Annotated in this window: 13 protein-coding genes and 1 pseudogene; all 14 read right to left on the bottom strand. The window is 55.5% G+C overall.

All coding sequences use genetic code 11. The features are described 5' to 3' along the window. Nucleotides 1-26 precede the first annotated feature (26 nt). Nucleotides 27-1,274, bottom strand: a complete 1,248-nt coding sequence (locus tag NST29_RS11500) for a pitrilysin family protein (protein WP_033023110.1) — start codon at nucleotides 1,272-1,274, stop codon at nucleotides 27-29. After that, on the bottom strand, nucleotides 1,261-2,247 hold the full coding sequence (locus NST29_RS11505; RefSeq protein WP_339232163.1) for a polysaccharide deacetylase family protein: 987 nt from the start codon (nucleotides 2,245-2,247) through the stop codon (nucleotides 1,261-1,263). The genes NST29_RS11500 and NST29_RS11505 overlap by 14 nt, the downstream gene beginning before the upstream one ends. An 87-nt stretch (nucleotides 2,248-2,334) precedes the next feature. Continuing rightward, a pseudogene (gene pnp, locus NST29_RS11510) lies at nucleotides 2,335-4,503 on the bottom strand (polyribonucleotide nucleotidyltransferase). 141 nt (nucleotides 4,504-4,644) lie between these two features. Next, nucleotides 4,645-4,914, bottom strand: a complete 270-nt coding sequence (gene rpsO / locus NST29_RS11515; RefSeq protein WP_033023106.1) for a 30S ribosomal protein S15 — start codon at nucleotides 4,912-4,914, stop codon at nucleotides 4,645-4,647. Between the two features lie 87 nt (nucleotides 4,915-5,001). Then, complete coding sequence (ribF, locus tag NST29_RS11520; RefSeq protein ID WP_081917078.1) at nucleotides 5,002-5,988, bottom strand: bifunctional riboflavin kinase/FAD synthetase; 987 nt, start codon at nucleotides 5,986-5,988, stop codon at nucleotides 5,002-5,004. Between the two features lie 32 nt (nucleotides 5,989-6,020). Further along, the gene (gene truB / locus NST29_RS11525; protein ID WP_033023103.1) at nucleotides 6,021-6,932 is read right to left on the bottom strand and encodes a tRNA pseudouridine(55) synthase TruB; all 912 of its coding nucleotides are present in this window, start codon (nucleotides 6,930-6,932) and stop codon (nucleotides 6,021-6,023) included. A 212-nt stretch (nucleotides 6,933-7,144) separates the two neighbouring features. Beyond that, complete coding sequence (gene rbfA, locus NST29_RS11530; RefSeq protein ID WP_033023102.1) at nucleotides 7,145-7,516, bottom strand: 30S ribosome-binding factor RbfA; 372 nt, start codon at nucleotides 7,514-7,516, stop codon at nucleotides 7,145-7,147. A gap of 15 nt (nucleotides 7,517-7,531) precedes the next feature. Continuing rightward, nucleotides 7,532-7,810: a DUF503 family protein gene (locus NST29_RS11535; protein ID WP_033023101.1), complete on the bottom strand. Its 279-nt coding sequence runs from the start codon at nucleotides 7,808-7,810 to the stop codon at nucleotides 7,532-7,534. Then, nucleotides 7,807-10,035, bottom strand: a complete 2,229-nt coding sequence (gene infB, locus NST29_RS11540) for a translation initiation factor IF-2 (RefSeq protein WP_339232164.1) — start codon at nucleotides 10,033-10,035, stop codon at nucleotides 7,807-7,809. Before infB ends, NST29_RS11535 begins: the two co-directional genes overlap by 4 nt. Nucleotides 10,036-10,048: 13 nt before the next feature. Next, nucleotides 10,049-10,357, bottom strand: coding sequence for a YlxQ family RNA-binding protein (locus NST29_RS11545; RefSeq protein WP_033843530.1), 309 nt, complete (start codon nucleotides 10,355-10,357; stop codon nucleotides 10,049-10,051). Continuing rightward, nucleotides 10,347-10,637, bottom strand: coding sequence for a YlxR family protein (locus NST29_RS11550; protein WP_033023089.1), 291 nt, complete (start codon nucleotides 10,635-10,637; stop codon nucleotides 10,347-10,349). Before NST29_RS11550 ends, NST29_RS11545 begins: the two co-directional genes overlap by 11 nt. Before the next feature lie 12 nt (nucleotides 10,638-10,649). Beyond that, nucleotides 10,650-11,801, bottom strand: a complete 1,152-nt coding sequence (nusA, locus tag NST29_RS11555; protein WP_033023087.1) for a transcription termination factor NusA — start codon at nucleotides 11,799-11,801, stop codon at nucleotides 10,650-10,652. 25 nt (nucleotides 11,802-11,826) lie between these two features. Further along, on the bottom strand, nucleotides 11,827-12,300 hold the full coding sequence (gene rimP / locus NST29_RS11560) for a ribosome maturation factor RimP (RefSeq protein ID WP_033843529.1): 474 nt from the start codon (nucleotides 12,298-12,300) through the stop codon (nucleotides 11,827-11,829). A 222-nt stretch (nucleotides 12,301-12,522) separates the two neighbouring features. After that, entirely contained in the window at nucleotides 12,523-16,824 is a 4,302-nt protein-coding gene (locus NST29_RS11565) for a PolC-type DNA polymerase III (protein WP_339232166.1), read from the bottom strand. Nucleotides 16,825-16,829 lie beyond the last annotated feature (5 nt).

Below are 16,829 nucleotides of genomic sequence, written 5' to 3' on the forward strand. Positions count from 1 at the left end.
AAGGTCGTTAGCTTTTTTACGCCCATTTATGAGCGAAGCGGACGCGGCAGCACGCCGTCCGGGCTGATGAGGGCGAGCGCGTAATCGTCGGTGAACACCGTGCGCGCCAGCTCGTTCACTTTTTCCACCGTGACGCTCTCAATCTCCTCAATGATTTCGTCAAGCGAGCGATGGCGGCCAAGGAGCAGTTCGTTTTTGCCGTTGCGGCTCATCCGGCTGTTCGTGCTTTCCAGTCCGAGCATCAAACTTCCCTTCATTTGTTCTTTGCTGTTATGCAGCTCTTTTTCGGTAATGCCGTCTTCTTTTAATTGCCGGATCGTTTCTTGAATCGTCGCAAACAAAACATCGAGCTGCTCGCTCCCGGTGCCGGCGTAAATGGCGAGCAGGCCGCTGTCTTGGTAGGCGGAATGGTACGAGAACACCGAATACGCCAATCCGCGCTGTTCGCGCACTTCCTGAAACAGCCGGCTGCTCATGCTGCCGCCTAAAATATTGTTCAAAATCAAGAGCGGGTAGGCATCCGGATGACCGATCGGCAGCCCGTTGAACCCGATGCACACATGCGCCTGTTCGACGTCTTTTTTGCGCGCCATCTTTTGCGGCGCAAACGATGGCGTCCCTGGAGAAGGCGGCCTCTTTGCTGCCGTGAACGAGCCGAAATAGCGCTCGATCTCGTCGATAAACCGCTCATCCACGTTGCCCGCCACCGAAACGACAACGCGATCCGGCGTGTAGTAATCGGCCATATACTGGCGCAGCGTATCGCCGGTAAACGTGCGCAGCGTCTCTTCCGTGCCTAAAATCGGATAGCCGAGCGGGTGGTTCGCGTAACACGCCTTGCCGAGCAAATCGTGGACGATGTCATCGGGCGTGTCTTCGTACATTTTGATCTCCTCGAGCACAACGTTGCGTTCTTTGTGGAGCTCATCTTCCACAAACGTTGAGTGGAAAAACATATCGGCGAGCATGTCAAGCGCCAGCGGGGCGTGTTCATCCAACACTTTGGCGTAGTAACACGTATACTCCTTCGAGGTAAAGGCGTTCACTTGCCCGCCGATGCTGTCGAATGCTTCGGCAATGTCTCGCGCCGTGCGCGTGGTTGTTCCTTTAAAAAACATGTGCTCCAAAAAATGCGAGATCCCATTGTTTTGTTCTGTTTCGTTGCGCGATCCTGTGCCAATCCATACGCCGATGGCCACCGATCGAACCGTCGGGATTTGCTCGAGCACGATTCGCACACCGTTTTTGCACGTATATTTGTTAATCAACTCCATGTTCCTCCTGTTTGTTTGCCAGTCTTTTCTCATCGAATAAGGCCGTCAAGCTGCCTAACGCGTAACCTTGGCGTTTGATTGAGACGATCAGCTCATCAAGCGCCGCCGCCGTCGGCATCGTCGGATGCATTAACACGATGGCGCCGGGATGGATGTTCGCTGCCACCCGTTTCACTATAACAGATGGGGCTGGTTTTTGCCAATCAATTGTATCGACGCTCCATAGAATCGTTTTCATGCCAAGTTCCGCGGCGATCTCGACGACCTCGTCGCGATAGCTGCCGCTTGGCGGAGCAAACCACTTGCATTGGACCGCGGTCGCCGCTTCGATCACTTCGTTCGTTTTCTTGAGCTCGCGGCGAATGTCGTCGCCGCTGAGCATTTTCATATCAGGATGGCTGTAGGAATGGTTGCCGATCTCATGGCCGGCATCTGCGATCATTTTTGCCATCTCTGGATGTTTTTTTACCCATTGCCCTTCCAAAAAGAACGTTGCCTTCACCTGATGCTTTTTCAGCGTCTCGAGCATGTCAGGAAGGTATTCTTCCCCCCAAGCGACATTGACCGTCAGCGCCACCATCGGTTTGTCGGGATGGCCGCGGTAGATCGGCGCCGGTGGCAAATCGTCCAAATGAACGCGCGGCGGCACTTGGCGGAACACAAGCTTGCGCTCATCGAATGTTCCTGTTTTTTTCATGTTTTGATAGGAAGCGTCAATATCGACGGCCAGACCGTTATACCCGGGCGTCGCCTTCCACACTTTATCAATGACCGCATCTTGGGCGGGAATTTCGTACTGCTTCGCCTGCTTGACGATCGTTTCATACAGCTTGTCGCGCTCCTTTTTCATCGCCGTTGTGTCCGCCGGACGCCAGCTCTCGACATAGTTGCCGACCGGCGGCCAATGCACGGCCATCCAGGCGGCAAGCAACATGACCGCCAGCGCCATATAGCGGATGGATGCGTTGTTCACCCTTGTCCCCCTCCTTTTTCATTACTACAAAATATGTGGGCGGGGGACAGTGTAGAACATAACAAAAGAGCCTTAAGAAACAAATTCCTAAGGCTTCATGCGGTGGCGCTCCGGCCGTCTTCCCCGTTTTTCCCGCGTCTCTTTCGGCGCCTAGCCGATGCCGCGGGCGTCGCGCAACACCGCTTTGCGCGACAGGTTGACGCGTCCTTGTTTATCGATTTCTGTGACTTTGACTAAAATTTCATCGCCGATCGAAACGACGTCTTCGACTTTGCCGACCCGTTCTTCGGCCAGTTCGGAAATGTGGACAAGCCCGTCTTTGCCGTTGAACAGTTCAACAAAGGCGCCGAATTTTTCGATCCGCTTCACTTTGCCTAAATACACTTGGCCGACTTCGACTTCGCGGACGATGTCTTCGATGATTTGCTTCGCTTTTTGGTTGGCCGCTTCGTCGACCGACGAGATGAAAATCGTGCCGTCTTGTTCGATGTCGATTTTGACGCCGGTCTCGTCGATGATTTTGTTGATCTGCTTGCCGCTTGGTCCGATCACCTCGCGGATTTTGTCCGGATTGATGTGCATGATCAAAATTTTCGGCGCATATTGGGACAGCTCTTTGCGCGGTTCGCTGAGCGTCTGCATCATATGGTCCAAAATCTCCAGCCGCCCTTTGCGCGCTTGCATGAGTGCTTCTTCCAAAATGTCGCGCGTCAGTCCTTTAATTTTAATGTCCATCTGCAGGGCGGTGACGCCTTTTCTCGTGCCGGCGACTTTAAAGTCCATATCGCCAAGATGGTCTTCAATGCCTTGGATGTCGGTCAAAATCGTGTAATGATCGCCGTTTTTCACCAATCCCATGGCGATGCCGGCGACCGGCGCTTTAATCGGCACCCCGGCGTCCATCATCGCCAGCGTGCTGGCGCAAATGCTCGCTTGCGAGGTCGAGCCGTTCGACTCCAACACTTCGGAAACGAGGCGGATCGTATACGGAAACTCCCGCTCCGACGGCACGACCGGCTCAAGCGCCCGCTCGCCAAGCGCCCCGTGTCCGATTTCACGCCGCCCCGGCCCGCGCATCGGCCCCGTTTCCCCGACGGAAAACGGCGGGAAGTTGTAGTGGTGCATAAACCGCTTCGATTCTTCCAAATCAAGCCCGTCCAAAATTTGCACATCGCCGAGCGCCCCAAGCGTACAGACGCTTAACACTTGCGTTTGCCCGCGCGTAAACAGACCGGAGCCGTGCGTGCGCGGCAGGACGCCGACCGCCGACGAGAGCGGGCGAATTTCATCGACTTTGCGCCCGTCCGGACGAATTTTGTCCACCGTGATCAGACGGCGCACTTCCTCTTTCACGAGCTTGTGCAAAATTTCCTGCACTTGCTTCAACTTCTCTTCATCCGCTTCTTCCGCCTCGTATTTGGCGATGACGCCCGCTTTCACGTCTTCAATGGCCGCATCGCGCGCCAATTTTTCCGGCACTTGCACCGCCTTTTTAATATCGGCTTCCGCAAGCTGGCGAATTTCCGCCTCCAACGCTGGATCCGGCTCATACAGGACGACTTCCATTTTCTCTTTGCCGACTTGGGCGGCGATTTCCTCTTGGAAGGCGATGAGCCGCTTCACTTCCTCATGGCCGAACATAATCGCTTCGAGCATCACTTCTTCCGGCACTTCGTCCGCGCCGGCTTCCACCATGTTGATCGCGTCTTTCGTGCCGGCGACAACGAGATGCAGATCGCTTTTTTCCATTTGTTCGACCGTCGGGTTGATGACAAACTGGCCGTCGACGCGGCCGACGATCACGCCGGCGATCGGTCCTTCAAACGGAATGTCGGAAATCGTCAGCGCCAGCGAGGAACCGATTAAGGCGGCCACTTCTGGCGCGCAGTCTTGGTCAACGCTCATGACCATGGAGACGACCTGCACTTCATTGCGAAACCCTTCGGCAAAGAGCGGGCGAATCGGGCGGTCGATCAACCGGCTCACCAAAATCGCTTTTTCGCTCGGCCGGCCTTCGCGCTTAATAAACCCCCCGGGAATTTTCCCGACGGCGTACAGCCGCTCCTCATAGTTGACGGTCAGCGGGAAAAAGTCGACGCTTTTCGCTTCCCGCGATGCGGTGGCCGTGCTCAGCACAACCGTGTCGCCATAGCGGACGAGCGCCGCGCCGTTCGCCTGTTTCGCCAGTTCGCCGGTCTCGATTATGAGCGGGCGCCCAGCCACCTCGATGGAAAACACGCGTTTCTCTTGTTCCATACAGACGAGTACTCCTCTCTATGTACAAATGAAATGATGGATGCCGCTGATGATTAGTATGGACGAATCGGCGTCATTGTTATCATCGCCGTGTCAATCCCGCCTGCAAACTAGCAAAAAAGCGGGAATGCTCCCGCTTTTTTATCGACGTAATCCAAGTTTCTCAATCAATTCACGGTAGCGCGTCACATCTTTGTTGCGCAAGTAGGTCAATAGATTGCGGCGTTTCCCAACCATTTTCAGCAGGCCGCGCCGTGAATGATGGTCTTTTTTATGGACGCGCAAATGCTCGTTCAACGTATTGATTTGCTCCGTCAAAATCGCAATTTGCACTTCCGGAGAACCGGTGTCGTTCTCGTGGATTTTAAATTGCTCGATGATTTCGCGTTTACGTTCTTGCGTCAATGCCATCCTCGTTCACCTCCCTAGCTTGAAATCCCCGGTTGCCGAGCGGGCGTCGGTGACTCGCCTAGCCAAGCAACGGTTCACATACACTGATTAGAATACCTCTTTTTCCGGCAAAATGCAAGTCTTTTCATTGAAGCGCCGGAAATACTGCTCCGCCTCCTCCTTGTCGCGGGCGATTTGCGCGGCCAGTTCGTCAACGCTGGCAAATTTCCGTTCGCTCCGCAGCCGGCGGTGCCATTCGACGACGAGCGTTTGTCCATAAAGATCGCCGGAAAAATGGAACAAATGCACTTCGATCGTCGGCAGCCCTTCGCGCGCCGCATGAAACGTCGGTTTATATCCGACGTTCGCCACCCCTTCATACTCATTGCCATTGACGGTCACCTTGACGGCATAGACGCCGACTGCCGGCAAAATATAATCGCCGTTTAAGGCGATGTTCGCGGTCGGGAAGCCGATCGTCCGCCCGCGCCGCTCCCCGGCCACGACCGTTCCCTCGAGATCATAAAAGCGGCCGAGCAGGCGGGGAAGTTGATCCACGTCCCCGCTTTCAAGCAGCTTCCGCACGCGGGTGGAACTTACCTTTTCCCCATCGACGACGAGTTTCGGAATGACCGTCTGCCCAAATCGGCCGCGGGCGTGGGTTGGCATCGTCTCCATCGTTCCTTTTCCGAACCGCCCGTAAGTGAAGTCAAAGCCGGCGACCACGTGCTTGACATGCAGTCCGTCCAAATACTCGTCGACAAATTGCTCCGGCGCCAAGGCGGCAAACGTCGGCGTAAATTCGACCACGTACAGCCGATCGACGCCAAGTGATGCAATGAGCCGCTCTTTTTTGCCAAGCGGCGTGATGGCGCGAAGTTCAGGCTGTTTGCCGAGCACGACGGACGGATGGGGATGGAACGTCATCACCGCGCTTTCGTACCCGCGCTCCTTGGCAGCCTCGACCGCCGTTTTGATCACTTTTTGGTGGCCGAGGTGGATGCCGTCAAAATACCCGAGCGCCATCACGGCAGGGGGGAGCGCTTGCCGTTCGAGCTGATGCGGATGTGAAAGAAACAGCGTTTCCATATCGATAACCCACCTTCTTTGTTTCCGCCGCGCCTTTTTCATGAACGAAACACTTTGAGCGGCTTCATCAAGCCGGGGCGCGTCGGGTGCTTGACGTACAGAGCCAGCGCTTCCCGCTCAGGCGAAACGAGCACAATCGGTCCATCAACCTGCTCGAAAAATGCGGGAAGGCGAAGCAGCGCCCCGTTCTTTACTTTCTCTGCTACTTTATCATTGATTTGATATTTCGGCAAATGAAAGAGCGCTCGCTCAATCGGAATGATGAGGGAAGCGGCCGTTCCGTCAGCCGCTCGCCGGGCAAGCTCCGCCAACGTCACGCACTCCTCAAGCCGAAACGGCCCCGAGGCCGTCCGGACCAGATCGGACATGTGCGCCGGGTAGCCGAGCCGCTCGCCGATCGTCACCGCAAGCGTACGGACATACGTGCCTTTGCTGCATGTGACGCGAAAGCGGAACGACACCGTTTCCCCGGTGAACTGCTCACGCTCATCGAGCAGCTTCAGCTCATAAATCGTCACGCGCCGCACCGGACGCTCCACTTCGAGGCCGGCGCGCGCGTATTCATATAGTTTTTTGCCGCCCACTTTCACCGCGGAGTACATCGGCGGCGTTTGCTCTATTTCGCCAGTCAAGCTGTCCAGCACCGCTTCGATCTCCGCGCGCGCGATCGCCCGCTCGATCGGGCGGGCGGCGATGATGTCGCCGTCGGCGTCTTCCGTTGTCGTCGCGGCGCCAAGCGTCACTTCTCCTTCGTACGTTTTCGTCGCACCGGTTAAAAATTCAGCGATGCGCGTCGCCTTGCCAAGGCAAATGGGCAGCACGCCGGACACGTTCGGATCCAACGTACCGGTGTGCCCCGCTTTTTTGACGCCGAGCAGGCGGCGCACGCTCGCCACACAGTCATGCGATGTCATTCCTTTCGGTTTATGGAGCAGCAATACCCCGTCCATCGGCGCACCCTTTCTGTTTCCATACTCGCAAATGAAAAGGAACGTCCGCTGCCGCTTTTCGTCCTCGTTTGCGGATAAAGCGCGGCAAAGAGGGTGTCCCAAAAGGATCGGGATCCTCTCTTTTATTTCTCTATATACGTGCTGACTGCTTCTGCCGCACGATCGGTCGTGCCGATCTTGAAGGCAGCCAACCTTTTCGGTCAGCCCCCTTGCTACTGCTTATCCGCATTCTCGTCAGCTTCCTTGCTGTCCGAAAGTTGCCGGATCAGCTGCTCAATGCGGCTTCCGTATTCGATCGTTTCGTCGATTTCAAATAAAATGTCCGGCGTTTTGCGCAGGCGGATGCGCTGCCCGATTTCCGAGCGGATAAACCCTTTTGCTTTTTCCAGCGCCTTCAGCGTCTCTTCCCGCTGTTTGTCATCGCCCAAGATGCTGATGTACACTTTGGCCTGCTGCAAATCGCCCGTCACGCGCACATCGGTCACCGTCACAAAGCCGATGCGCGGGTCTTTCAGCTTGCGACCGATAATGTCGCTCAGCTCTTTTTTCATCTGCTCGCCCACGCGAGTTGCCCGTATATTCATCATCCATCACCTCGATCACAGCCACTCGAATACTGTCGCCGCCCGCTCCAACTCGGGAAACGAATCGAGCAACGCCAACGCCCGTTCGAGCTCCCGTTCGGCAGCGCGGCGGCTGGACGCGATGGCAACGAGGCCGATTTTCGCCCGCTGCCACGCTTCTTGATGATCGATTTCCGCCACCGACACGTTGTACCGTTGCCGGATTCTCGTCAGCACCCGCTGCAAGACGGCTCGTTTGTCCTTCAGCGACCGGGCGTTGTAGATCAGGCACTCGCACGCGGCGAATCCGATCATGCCCGAGCCACTTCCTGCATAACGTACGCCTCGATGACGTCCCCTTCTTTAATATCGTTGAAGTTTTTGATCGTCACCCCGCACTCATAGCCTTGCGCCACTTCGCGCACATCGTCTTTGTACCGCTTGAGCGAATCGATTTCCCCTTCGTAGACGACGATGCCTTGGCGAATGAGGCGCACTTTGCTGTCGCGGGTGATTTTGCCGTCGGTGACGTAGCAGCCGGCGATCGTGCCGACTTTCGACACCTTAAACGTTTGCCGCACTTCCGCTTGGCCGATCACTTTTTCTTCGTATTCCGGATCGAGCATTCCTTTCATGGCCGCCTCAATTTCCTCGATGACGTTGTAAATGATGCGGTGGAGGCGGATGTCCACTTTTTCCGATTCGGCGGCGCGCTTCGCGTTGGCGTCCGGACGGACGTTAAAACCGATGACGATGGCGTTTGAAGCCGTCGCCAACGAAATGTCCGATTCGGTGATGGCTCCAACGGCAGCGTGGATGATTTTCACCCGCACGCCTTCGACGTCGATTTTTTGCAAGGCGGCGACAAGCGCTTCAACCGATCCTTGGACGTCGGCCTTGACGATCAAGTTCAGCTCTTTCATTTCGCCTTGCTTAATTTGTTCAAACAGATCGTCCAAGCTGATGCGCGTTTTGACGCTCCGCTGCTCCTGCAGCTGCCGCTGCGCCCGCACTTCGGCGATTTGCCGCGCTTTTTTCTCATCTTCAAACACCATAAAGCGGTCGCCGGCTTGCGGCACATCGTGCAGACCGGTGATTTCGACCGGCATCGATGGCCCCGCCTCTTTGACGCGCCGGCCGCTGTCGTTCACCATCGCGCGCACGCGCCCGTACGTCGTGCCGACGACGATCGGATCGCCGATGCGAAGCGTTCCGGTTTGGATCAACAGCGTCGCCACCGGGCCGCGTCCTTTGTCAAGCTTCGCTTCAATCACCGTGCCGACCGCGCGCCGGTTCGGGTTCGCCTTCAGTTCTTCCATTTCGCTGACGAGCAAAATCATCTCAAGCAAGTGGTCAATGCCTTCTTTCGTTTTCGCCGACAACTTGCAGAAAATCGTATCCCCGCCCCATTCTTCCGGAACGAGGTTGTATTCCATCAGCTCCTGCATGACGCGGTCTGGGTTGGCTTCCGGTTTATCCATTTTGTTGATGGCGACGATGATCGGCACGTTGGCGGCCTTGGCGTGGTTGATCGCTTCGACCGTTTGCGGCATGACCCCGTCATCGGCAGCGACAACAAGAATGACGATATCCGTCACTTGCGCGCCGCGCGCCCGCATCGTCGTAAACGCTTCATGCCCCGGCGTATCGAGGAACGTAATCTTTTTGTCGTTGACGGTCACTTGGTACGCCCCGATGTGCTGGGTAATGCCGCCCGCTTCTTGCTCCGTCACTTTCGAATGGCGGATCGCATCGAGCAGCGTCGTTTTTCCGTGGTCGACGTGCCCCATGATCGTCACAACCGGCGGCCGTTCCACGAGATCTTCCGGCGCGTCGACAATCTCGATCGTTTCGAAGTTCGTTTCATCGATCGTCACTTTTTCTTCGACTTCGACGCCGTAATCGGAGCAGATCAGTTCGATCGCGTCCTTGTCTAAGTCTTGGTTGATGGTCGCCATCACGCCGAGCATAAACAGCTTTTTAATGATTTCCGACGGCTCGCGGCCCAATTTTTTCGCCAGCTCGGCTACCGTCAGCGAACCTTCGAACGTAATTTTTTTCGGCAGCTCTTTTTCTTTTTTCACCGGCTGCGGCGGCTGCTTCGCGGCCGGGGCGGCTTGTTTTTTCCCTTTGGCCGGCCCTTTGCCTTTCTTTTTCGCCGCTTGGAGCAGCTTTTTCTCCTGCTGCTGGGCTTCGGTTTTTTTCGTTTCCTTCCCTTTTGGCGCACCTTTTTTCTTCACCGGCTTGCTTTTCGCCGCTTCTTTTCCATCGTCAAACAGTTCTTCATCAGCAAAATCGGTCGCTTTCGCCGGCGTCGGCCGCTTCGGCTTCTCCGGCTTTTTCCCTTTCTTTTCCTCTTTTCGCCCGTCTTTTTTCCCCGTGTTCGGGCGGTATTGATGATCGAGCTTTTCGACGACATCGGCCTCGAGCATGGTCATATGATTGTTCACTTCAATGTTCATTTCTTTCAATTTATGGATAACGTCCTTGCTAGACACGTTTTGTTTTTTGGCGTATTCGTAGACACGCATTTTGGACATACATTCACCCCCATTAAGATCGGTCGAGCATCGTCAGCAGTTGACGCGCGAACCCTTCATCGGTGACGGCGACGACGACGCGGGCGTCTTTGCCGATCGCCCCGCCAAGCGTATAGCGGTCCGGCACTTTGCAAAGCGGAACGCCATAAAACGCGCACTTGTCGGTCACTTTTTTTTCCGTATTGGCCGATGCGTCTTCGGACAATAAAACGAGCTGCGCTTTGCCCCGCTGCACTTCTTTGACGACAAGCCCTTCGCCGGAAACGACTTTTCCGGCCCGCTGCGCCAGCCCTAGCAGCGATGCCCAGCGGCTATTGTTCATGGCCCGTGCGCTTCTCCTTTTCCGCCAACGCGAGCAGCTCGTCATACAGCGTTTCCGCAATTTCGGCCTTTAAATGGCGGGCCAAAATGTTTTTCTTTTTGGCCAGCAAAATGCATTCCGGATCCAACGTCATGTATGCGCCGCGCCCCGCCTTCTTGCCGGTCGGGTCGATCGACACCTCCCCGTCTTTGGAGCGGACGATGCGCACCATTTCCCGTTTCGGTTTCATCTCTCCGGTGACGACGCATTTGCGTAACGGAATTTTCTTTTGCGCTGCCATCTCCATTCCCCCTCACTCGATGTCTGCCGGTTCAGTGAACGGTTGGCCGCTTTCCTCACTATGTTCATTATCAGCCGCCGCGCCGCTGAAATCAAGCGAAGTGGATGGCGCATATGGGTCAATGCCCATTTCCCGCGCTTCTGATTCGCTTTTAATATCGATTTTCCAGCCGGTTAATTTCGCTGCCAGCCGGGCGTTTTGCCCGCGCTTGCCGATGGCGAGCGACAGCTGGTAGTCGGGAACGACGACGGTCGTCGCCTTTTGTTCCTCGTTCACGATGACGCGCAGCACTTTCGCCGGGCTGAGGGCGTTGGCGACAAACTCAACCGGGTCCGCCGACCAGCGGACGATATCAATTTTTTCCCCGTTCAGTTCATCAACGACCGCTTGGACGCGCTGCCCCTTCGGCCCGACGCAGGCGCCCACCGGGTCGACCTCCGGGTTGTCGGAATGAACGGAAATTTTTGACCGGTCGCCAGCTTCGCGGGCGATGGACTTAATTTCGACCGTGCCGTCGTAAATTTCCGGCACTTCCAGCTCAAACAGCCGCTTCAGCAAGCCCGGATGAGTGCGAGAAACGAAAATTTGCGGCCCTTTTGTCGTTTTTTCCACTTTGGTAATGTAGACTTTCAGCCGATCGTGCGGCTTGTACGTTTCGTTCGGCATTTGTTCGTTTGCCGGCAGAAGCGCCTCCGCTTTGCCGAGGCTGACGTAGACAAAGCGCGGGTCGATGCGCTGAACGATGCCGGTCATAATATCTTCCTCGCGGTCGACGAACTCGGCGTAAATAATGCTCCGCTCCGCTTCGCGCACGCGCTGGGTGACGACTTGCTTCGCCGTCTGCGCCGCGATGCGCCCGAAATCGCGCGGTGTCACTTCCAGTTCGACGACGTCGCCGATCTGATAGTTCGGATTGATTCGCTGCGCTTCTTCAAGCGAAATTTCGAGGCGCGGGTCGGTCACTTCTTCGACGACGTCCTTGCGCGCGAGCACGCGGATCGTGCCGGTGTCCATGTTGAAGTCGACGCGCACGTTTTGCGCTTGGCCGAAATTGCGCTTGTATGCCGAAACGATCGCCGCTTCGATCGCTTCCACGATGACTTCTTGGCTGATGCCTTTTTCCCGCATCAGGTCGGCTAACGCCTCAAGCAGTTGCGTATTCATGAAACGAAAATCCCCCTTTTGCCACTTAAAAGAAAATGACAGCTAGCCTTGCGCTTGCCACTTTTTCATACGGAATGGCGACCGTTTTTTGCCGCCCGCGGTCTTTTACCGACAGCGTCACGGTCGTTCCGTCAAAAGCGGCCAGCTCGCCTTCAAATTGTTTTTCTCCCTCAATCGGTTCATACGTTTTGATCACGACATGTTTCCCGACCGCTTTGTAAAAATCGGTTTCGTTTTTCAGCGGCCGCTCCGCCCCCGGCGATGAGACTTCCAAGAAATAGTTGTGGGGAATCGGATCGACTTCATCGAGCTTTTCGCTCAGTTTTTCACTGACAACGCCGCACTGTTCAATATCGACCCCGTTCTCTGAATCGATAAAAACGCGCAAGAACCAGTTCTTCCCTTCCTTCACATATTCGATGTCCACGAGCTCCAGCCCCATTTCGTCCAAAATGGGCGCCACGAGTTGTTCGACCGTGTCTGTCACTTTTTTGCCCATCGTTTTCCTCCTTACCGAGCCAAGCTGCACGTATGGCATAATGAGAAAATCCCCTGCTCAAGGCGGGGAATGAACGAAAGACGGATGCCGATTCAAGACGAAAGAGTGGGTTTCCCCACTCTTTGCCTACCATTATCTTTGCCAATTACATTAAAACTATAACATATTGGTAATGATATTGCAACGGAAAACGGCCGCAAAAAAGCAGGTTGTTTTCCGCCGTCAAAACAGTGACAGCTGGTTATGGTCGGGAAGCGAGTCGAGGCAGCCGCGCTGTTCCAGATATTCCAACAGCGTTTTCGACACTTTGCCGCGCTGTTGCAAATCTTCTTTGGATAAAAATTCGCCTTCCTCACGGGCGCGCACGATCGCTTGTGCCACGTTGTCGCCAAGGCCGGGAATGGCGTTAAACGGCGGAATGAGCGAATCGCCGTCAATGACGAATTCGGTCGCCTGTGAACGGTACAGATCAATATTTTTGAACGAAAAGCCGCGCTCGCACATTTCCAGCGCCACCTCTAAGACGGTGAGCAAACTTTTCTCCTTCGCTGTCGCTTGGATGCCTTTGGCGTTAATTTCTTCAATCCGCTTGCGAATGGCGGCCGATCCTTTGATCATGGCGTCAAGGTCGAAATCTTCCGCCCGCACCGTGAAGTACGACGCGTAATACAAGAGCGGATGATGCACCTTAAAGTAGGCGATGCGCACCGCCATTAACACGTAGGCGGTGGCGTGCGCTTTCGGGAACATGTACTTGATTTTTTTGCATGACTCAATGTACCACTCCGGCACGTCGTGCTTGCGCATTTCCGCTTCAAATTCCGGCGTCAATCCTTTCCCTTTGCGCACCGATTCCATAATTTTAAACGCCAGCGACGGCTCGAGGCCGCGGTAAATGAGATAGACCATGATGTCGTCGCGGCAGCCGATCACTTCCGACAGCGTGCACGTCCCGTTTTGAATGAGCTCTTGCGCATTGCCGAGCCACACATCGGTGCCGTGCGACAACCCGGAAATTTGCACGAGCTCGGAAAACGTTTTTGGTTTTGTCTCTTCCAACATTTGTCTTACGAAGCGCGTGCCAAACTCTGGAATGCCGATCGTGCCGACGTTGCACATAATTTGTTCCGGCGTGACGCCGAGCGGTTCGGTGCTGCTGAAAATGCCCATCACATCCGGATCATCGGTCGGGATCGTTTTCGGGTCGATGCCGCTTAAATCTTGCAGCATCCGGATGACGGTCGGATCGTCGTGCCCGAGAATATCAAGCTTCAGCAAATTATCGTGAATCGAGTGGAAGTCGAAATGGGTCGTCCGCCATTCGGAGGACGTGTCATCGGCCGGATATTGAATCGGCGTAAAGTCGTAAATTTCCATATAATCGGGGACGACGATAATGCCGCCCGGGTGCTGCCCGGTCGTCCGCTTCACCCCGGTGCAGCCGGCCGCGAGCCGGTCGATTTCCGCGCCGCGCAGCTCGAGGTTATGGTCGCTCACATAGCCTTTGACAAATCCGTACGCCGTTTTGTCGGCCACGGTGCCGATCGTGCCCGCGCGGTAGACGTTGTCTTCGCCAAACAGCACTTTCGTATAGTTATGGGCACGCGGCTGGTATTCCCCTGAGAAGTTCAAGTCGATATCCGGCACTTTGTCGCCTTTAAAGCCGAGGAACGTCTCAAACGGGATGTCTTGCCCGTCTTTTTTGTATTTCGCCCCGCATCGCGGGCAGTTTTTATCCGGCAAGTCAAAGCCCGAGCCGACCGACCCATCGTTGAAAAACTCGGAATGCTTGCAGCTTGGGCAGACGTAATGCGGCGGCAGCGGGTTCACTTCGGTAATTTCCGTCATCGTCGCGACAAACGATGAGCCGACCGACCCGCGCGAGCCGACGAGGTAGCCGTCATCAAGCGATTTTTTCACGAGCTTATGGGAAATCAAATAAATGACGGCAAACCCATGGCCGATAATGCTGTTCAGCTCTTTTTCGAGCCGCTCTTCGACGAGCTTTGGCAACGGATCTCCATAAATTTCCTTCGCCCGCCGGTAGCTCATCTCGCGAATTTCCTCATCCGCGCCGTCAATGCGCGGGGTGTACAACTCGTCTTTGATCGGCTTGACATCGCCGATTAACGAGGCGATTTTCTGCGTGTTGTCGACGACGATTTCTTTCGCCTTTTCCGGCCCTAAAAACGAGAAGCAATCGAGCATTTCATTCGTCGTCCGGAAATACACATCTGGCAGGTCGTGCCGGTTGAGCGGATTCGCTCCGCCTTGCGAGTGGATCAAAATTTTTCGGTAAATTTTGTCCTCCCGATTCAAGTAATGAACGTTGCCGGTGGCGACAACGGGAATATTGAGCTTCTCTCCAAGGGCGACGATGTGGCGGATGATAGTTTTGATCATCTCTTCGTCTTGCACATAGCCCATTTCAATGAGCGGCTTGTACACATCCGGCGGATGCACTTCGAGAAAATCGTAAAAGCGAGCCAAGTCTTCCACTTCTTCCGGCGCCTTTTGGATCAAGTTGTCAAACAGCTCTCCTTTGTCGCAGCCCGAACCGACAAGCAAGCCTTCGCGGTGCTTCACAAGCACGGAGCGCGGGATGCGCGGCACGCGATGAAAATAGTGAATGTGCGACAAGGAAACGAGCTTAAACAAGTTTTTCAATCCGGTCTCATTTTGCGCCAGCAGCGTCGCGTGAAACGGGCGGGCAAGGCGGTAGGACGCCTCGCTGTGCGTGCGGCTGTTCAGTTCATCATGATACAAAATGCCCCGCTCTTCCGCTTCTTTTAATAGCCGCATGAGCAAATGACCGGTCGCCTCGGCGTCATAAATCGCCCGGTGGTGCTGCGTCAATTCGATAGCAAACTTTTTGCATAGCGTGTTAAGACGATGGTTTTTCAAATCCGGGTATAGAAAGCGGGCGAGCTCGAGCGTGTCAATGACGGGATTCGGCACGTGGCCGCGCCCCATTTTCGCGAGGCCGGCATTTAAAAAGCCGATGTCGAAGCTGGCGTTGTGGGCGGCGAGCGTCGCGTCGCCGGCCCAGTCGATAAAGCGAGCCAGCACTTCCTCCGGCTGCGGTGCGCCCTTTACCATCTCATCGGTAATGCCGGTCAGTTCCATCGTCGTCACGGACAACGGGTGGCCCGGATCGGCAAACGACATGAACCGGTCGATGATCTCGCCGTCTTTCACCTTCACCGCCGCGAGCTCGATGACCGTGTTGTACACGGCCGACAGCCCCGTCGTTTCGACGTCAAAGACGACATACGTCTCATCGGAAAGGCGGCGATGCGCCTCATTGTAGGCGATCGGCACGCCATCATCGACGATATTGGCTTCGAGGCCGTAAATCACCTTTATGCCGTGTTTTTTCGCCGCGCTGTACGCCTCCGGGAACGACTGAACGACCGCGTGATCGGTGATGGCAACGGCCGGATGCCCCCATTTTTTCGCCTGCTCAATAAGCGTTGCCACCGGTGTGACGGCATCCATTTGGCTCATCGGTGTATGCAAATGAAGCTCGACCCGCTTGTTTCCTTCCGGCGCCGTATCGTGCCGCTCATTGGCGGCGATTTCATTCAAATCGTTGGCGATGAGAACGAGATCGCGGACGAACGTATCGTTTTGCACGCTGCCGCGCACTTTCACCCACATGCCCTTTTTGACGCTGTGCATCAGTTCGGCATCTTCTTTGTCGCGCGAGAACATTTTGACTAAAATCGAGTTCGTGTAATCGGTGATTTTGGCCGTCAGCAGCGTGCGACCGCTTTTGAGTTCGCTCACTTCGGCGGCAAACACGTACCCTTGGACGACGACGCGCCGCTCTTCCTCGACGATCGTCTCAAGCAGGCGCACCGGCTCCTCGTCGCGAATCGGGTAGCCGATGACAAGCGGACCAGACGGAGCGCTTGTCGCTGTTTTTTCCTCTTCTTTCGCCAAATCGGTCAGCACAGCGAGCGCCCGTTCTTCATCCTCTTGCCGCTTTTGCGCCAAAAACTGCTCCATTTCTTGGTCAACCGGCTCAATAGTAACGTCAAGCTGAAGAGACGGAAACCCAAACGACATGTATACATCGGCGATTTTTTTGGCGAACCGCCGCTTCATGGCCAACGCTTCCGCCTCGTGCCGGGCTTTGACGATGAGCTTGTTTCCGCTCACGGCCGGCGTCTGGCGGCGGAGCGCGTCCACGAGCGGGGAGACGCCTTCCTGCAGCTGCTCAAGGCAAAGCGGCCAATACGCCTGCACATCCGCCTCCGTCACGTGCGGCGCGTCGACTTCGACCGTATGGCGAACGGCGGCAATATGGCGAAACGCCGCTTGCAGCCGGTTGGCAAATGTTTGATAGACGTCAGCCGGCAGCACGTTGGCGAAGCGAAAATAAAAATGCCAGCTCTTTTCGTGCTTATCAATCACCACTTTGCGAATCGCCGCCTCCCGAAAATGCGGCAGCCATTCATCCGACGTCATGTTCAGCTGCTCGAGCAGCACAAGAAACCGCTCTTTTTGCGCATTCATCATGGCTT

The sequence above is a fragment of the Geobacillus sp. FSL W8-0026 genome (genome assembly GCF_037966255.1).
Lineage (GTDB): Bacteria > Bacillota > Bacilli > Bacillales > Anoxybacillaceae > Geobacillus > Geobacillus icigianus.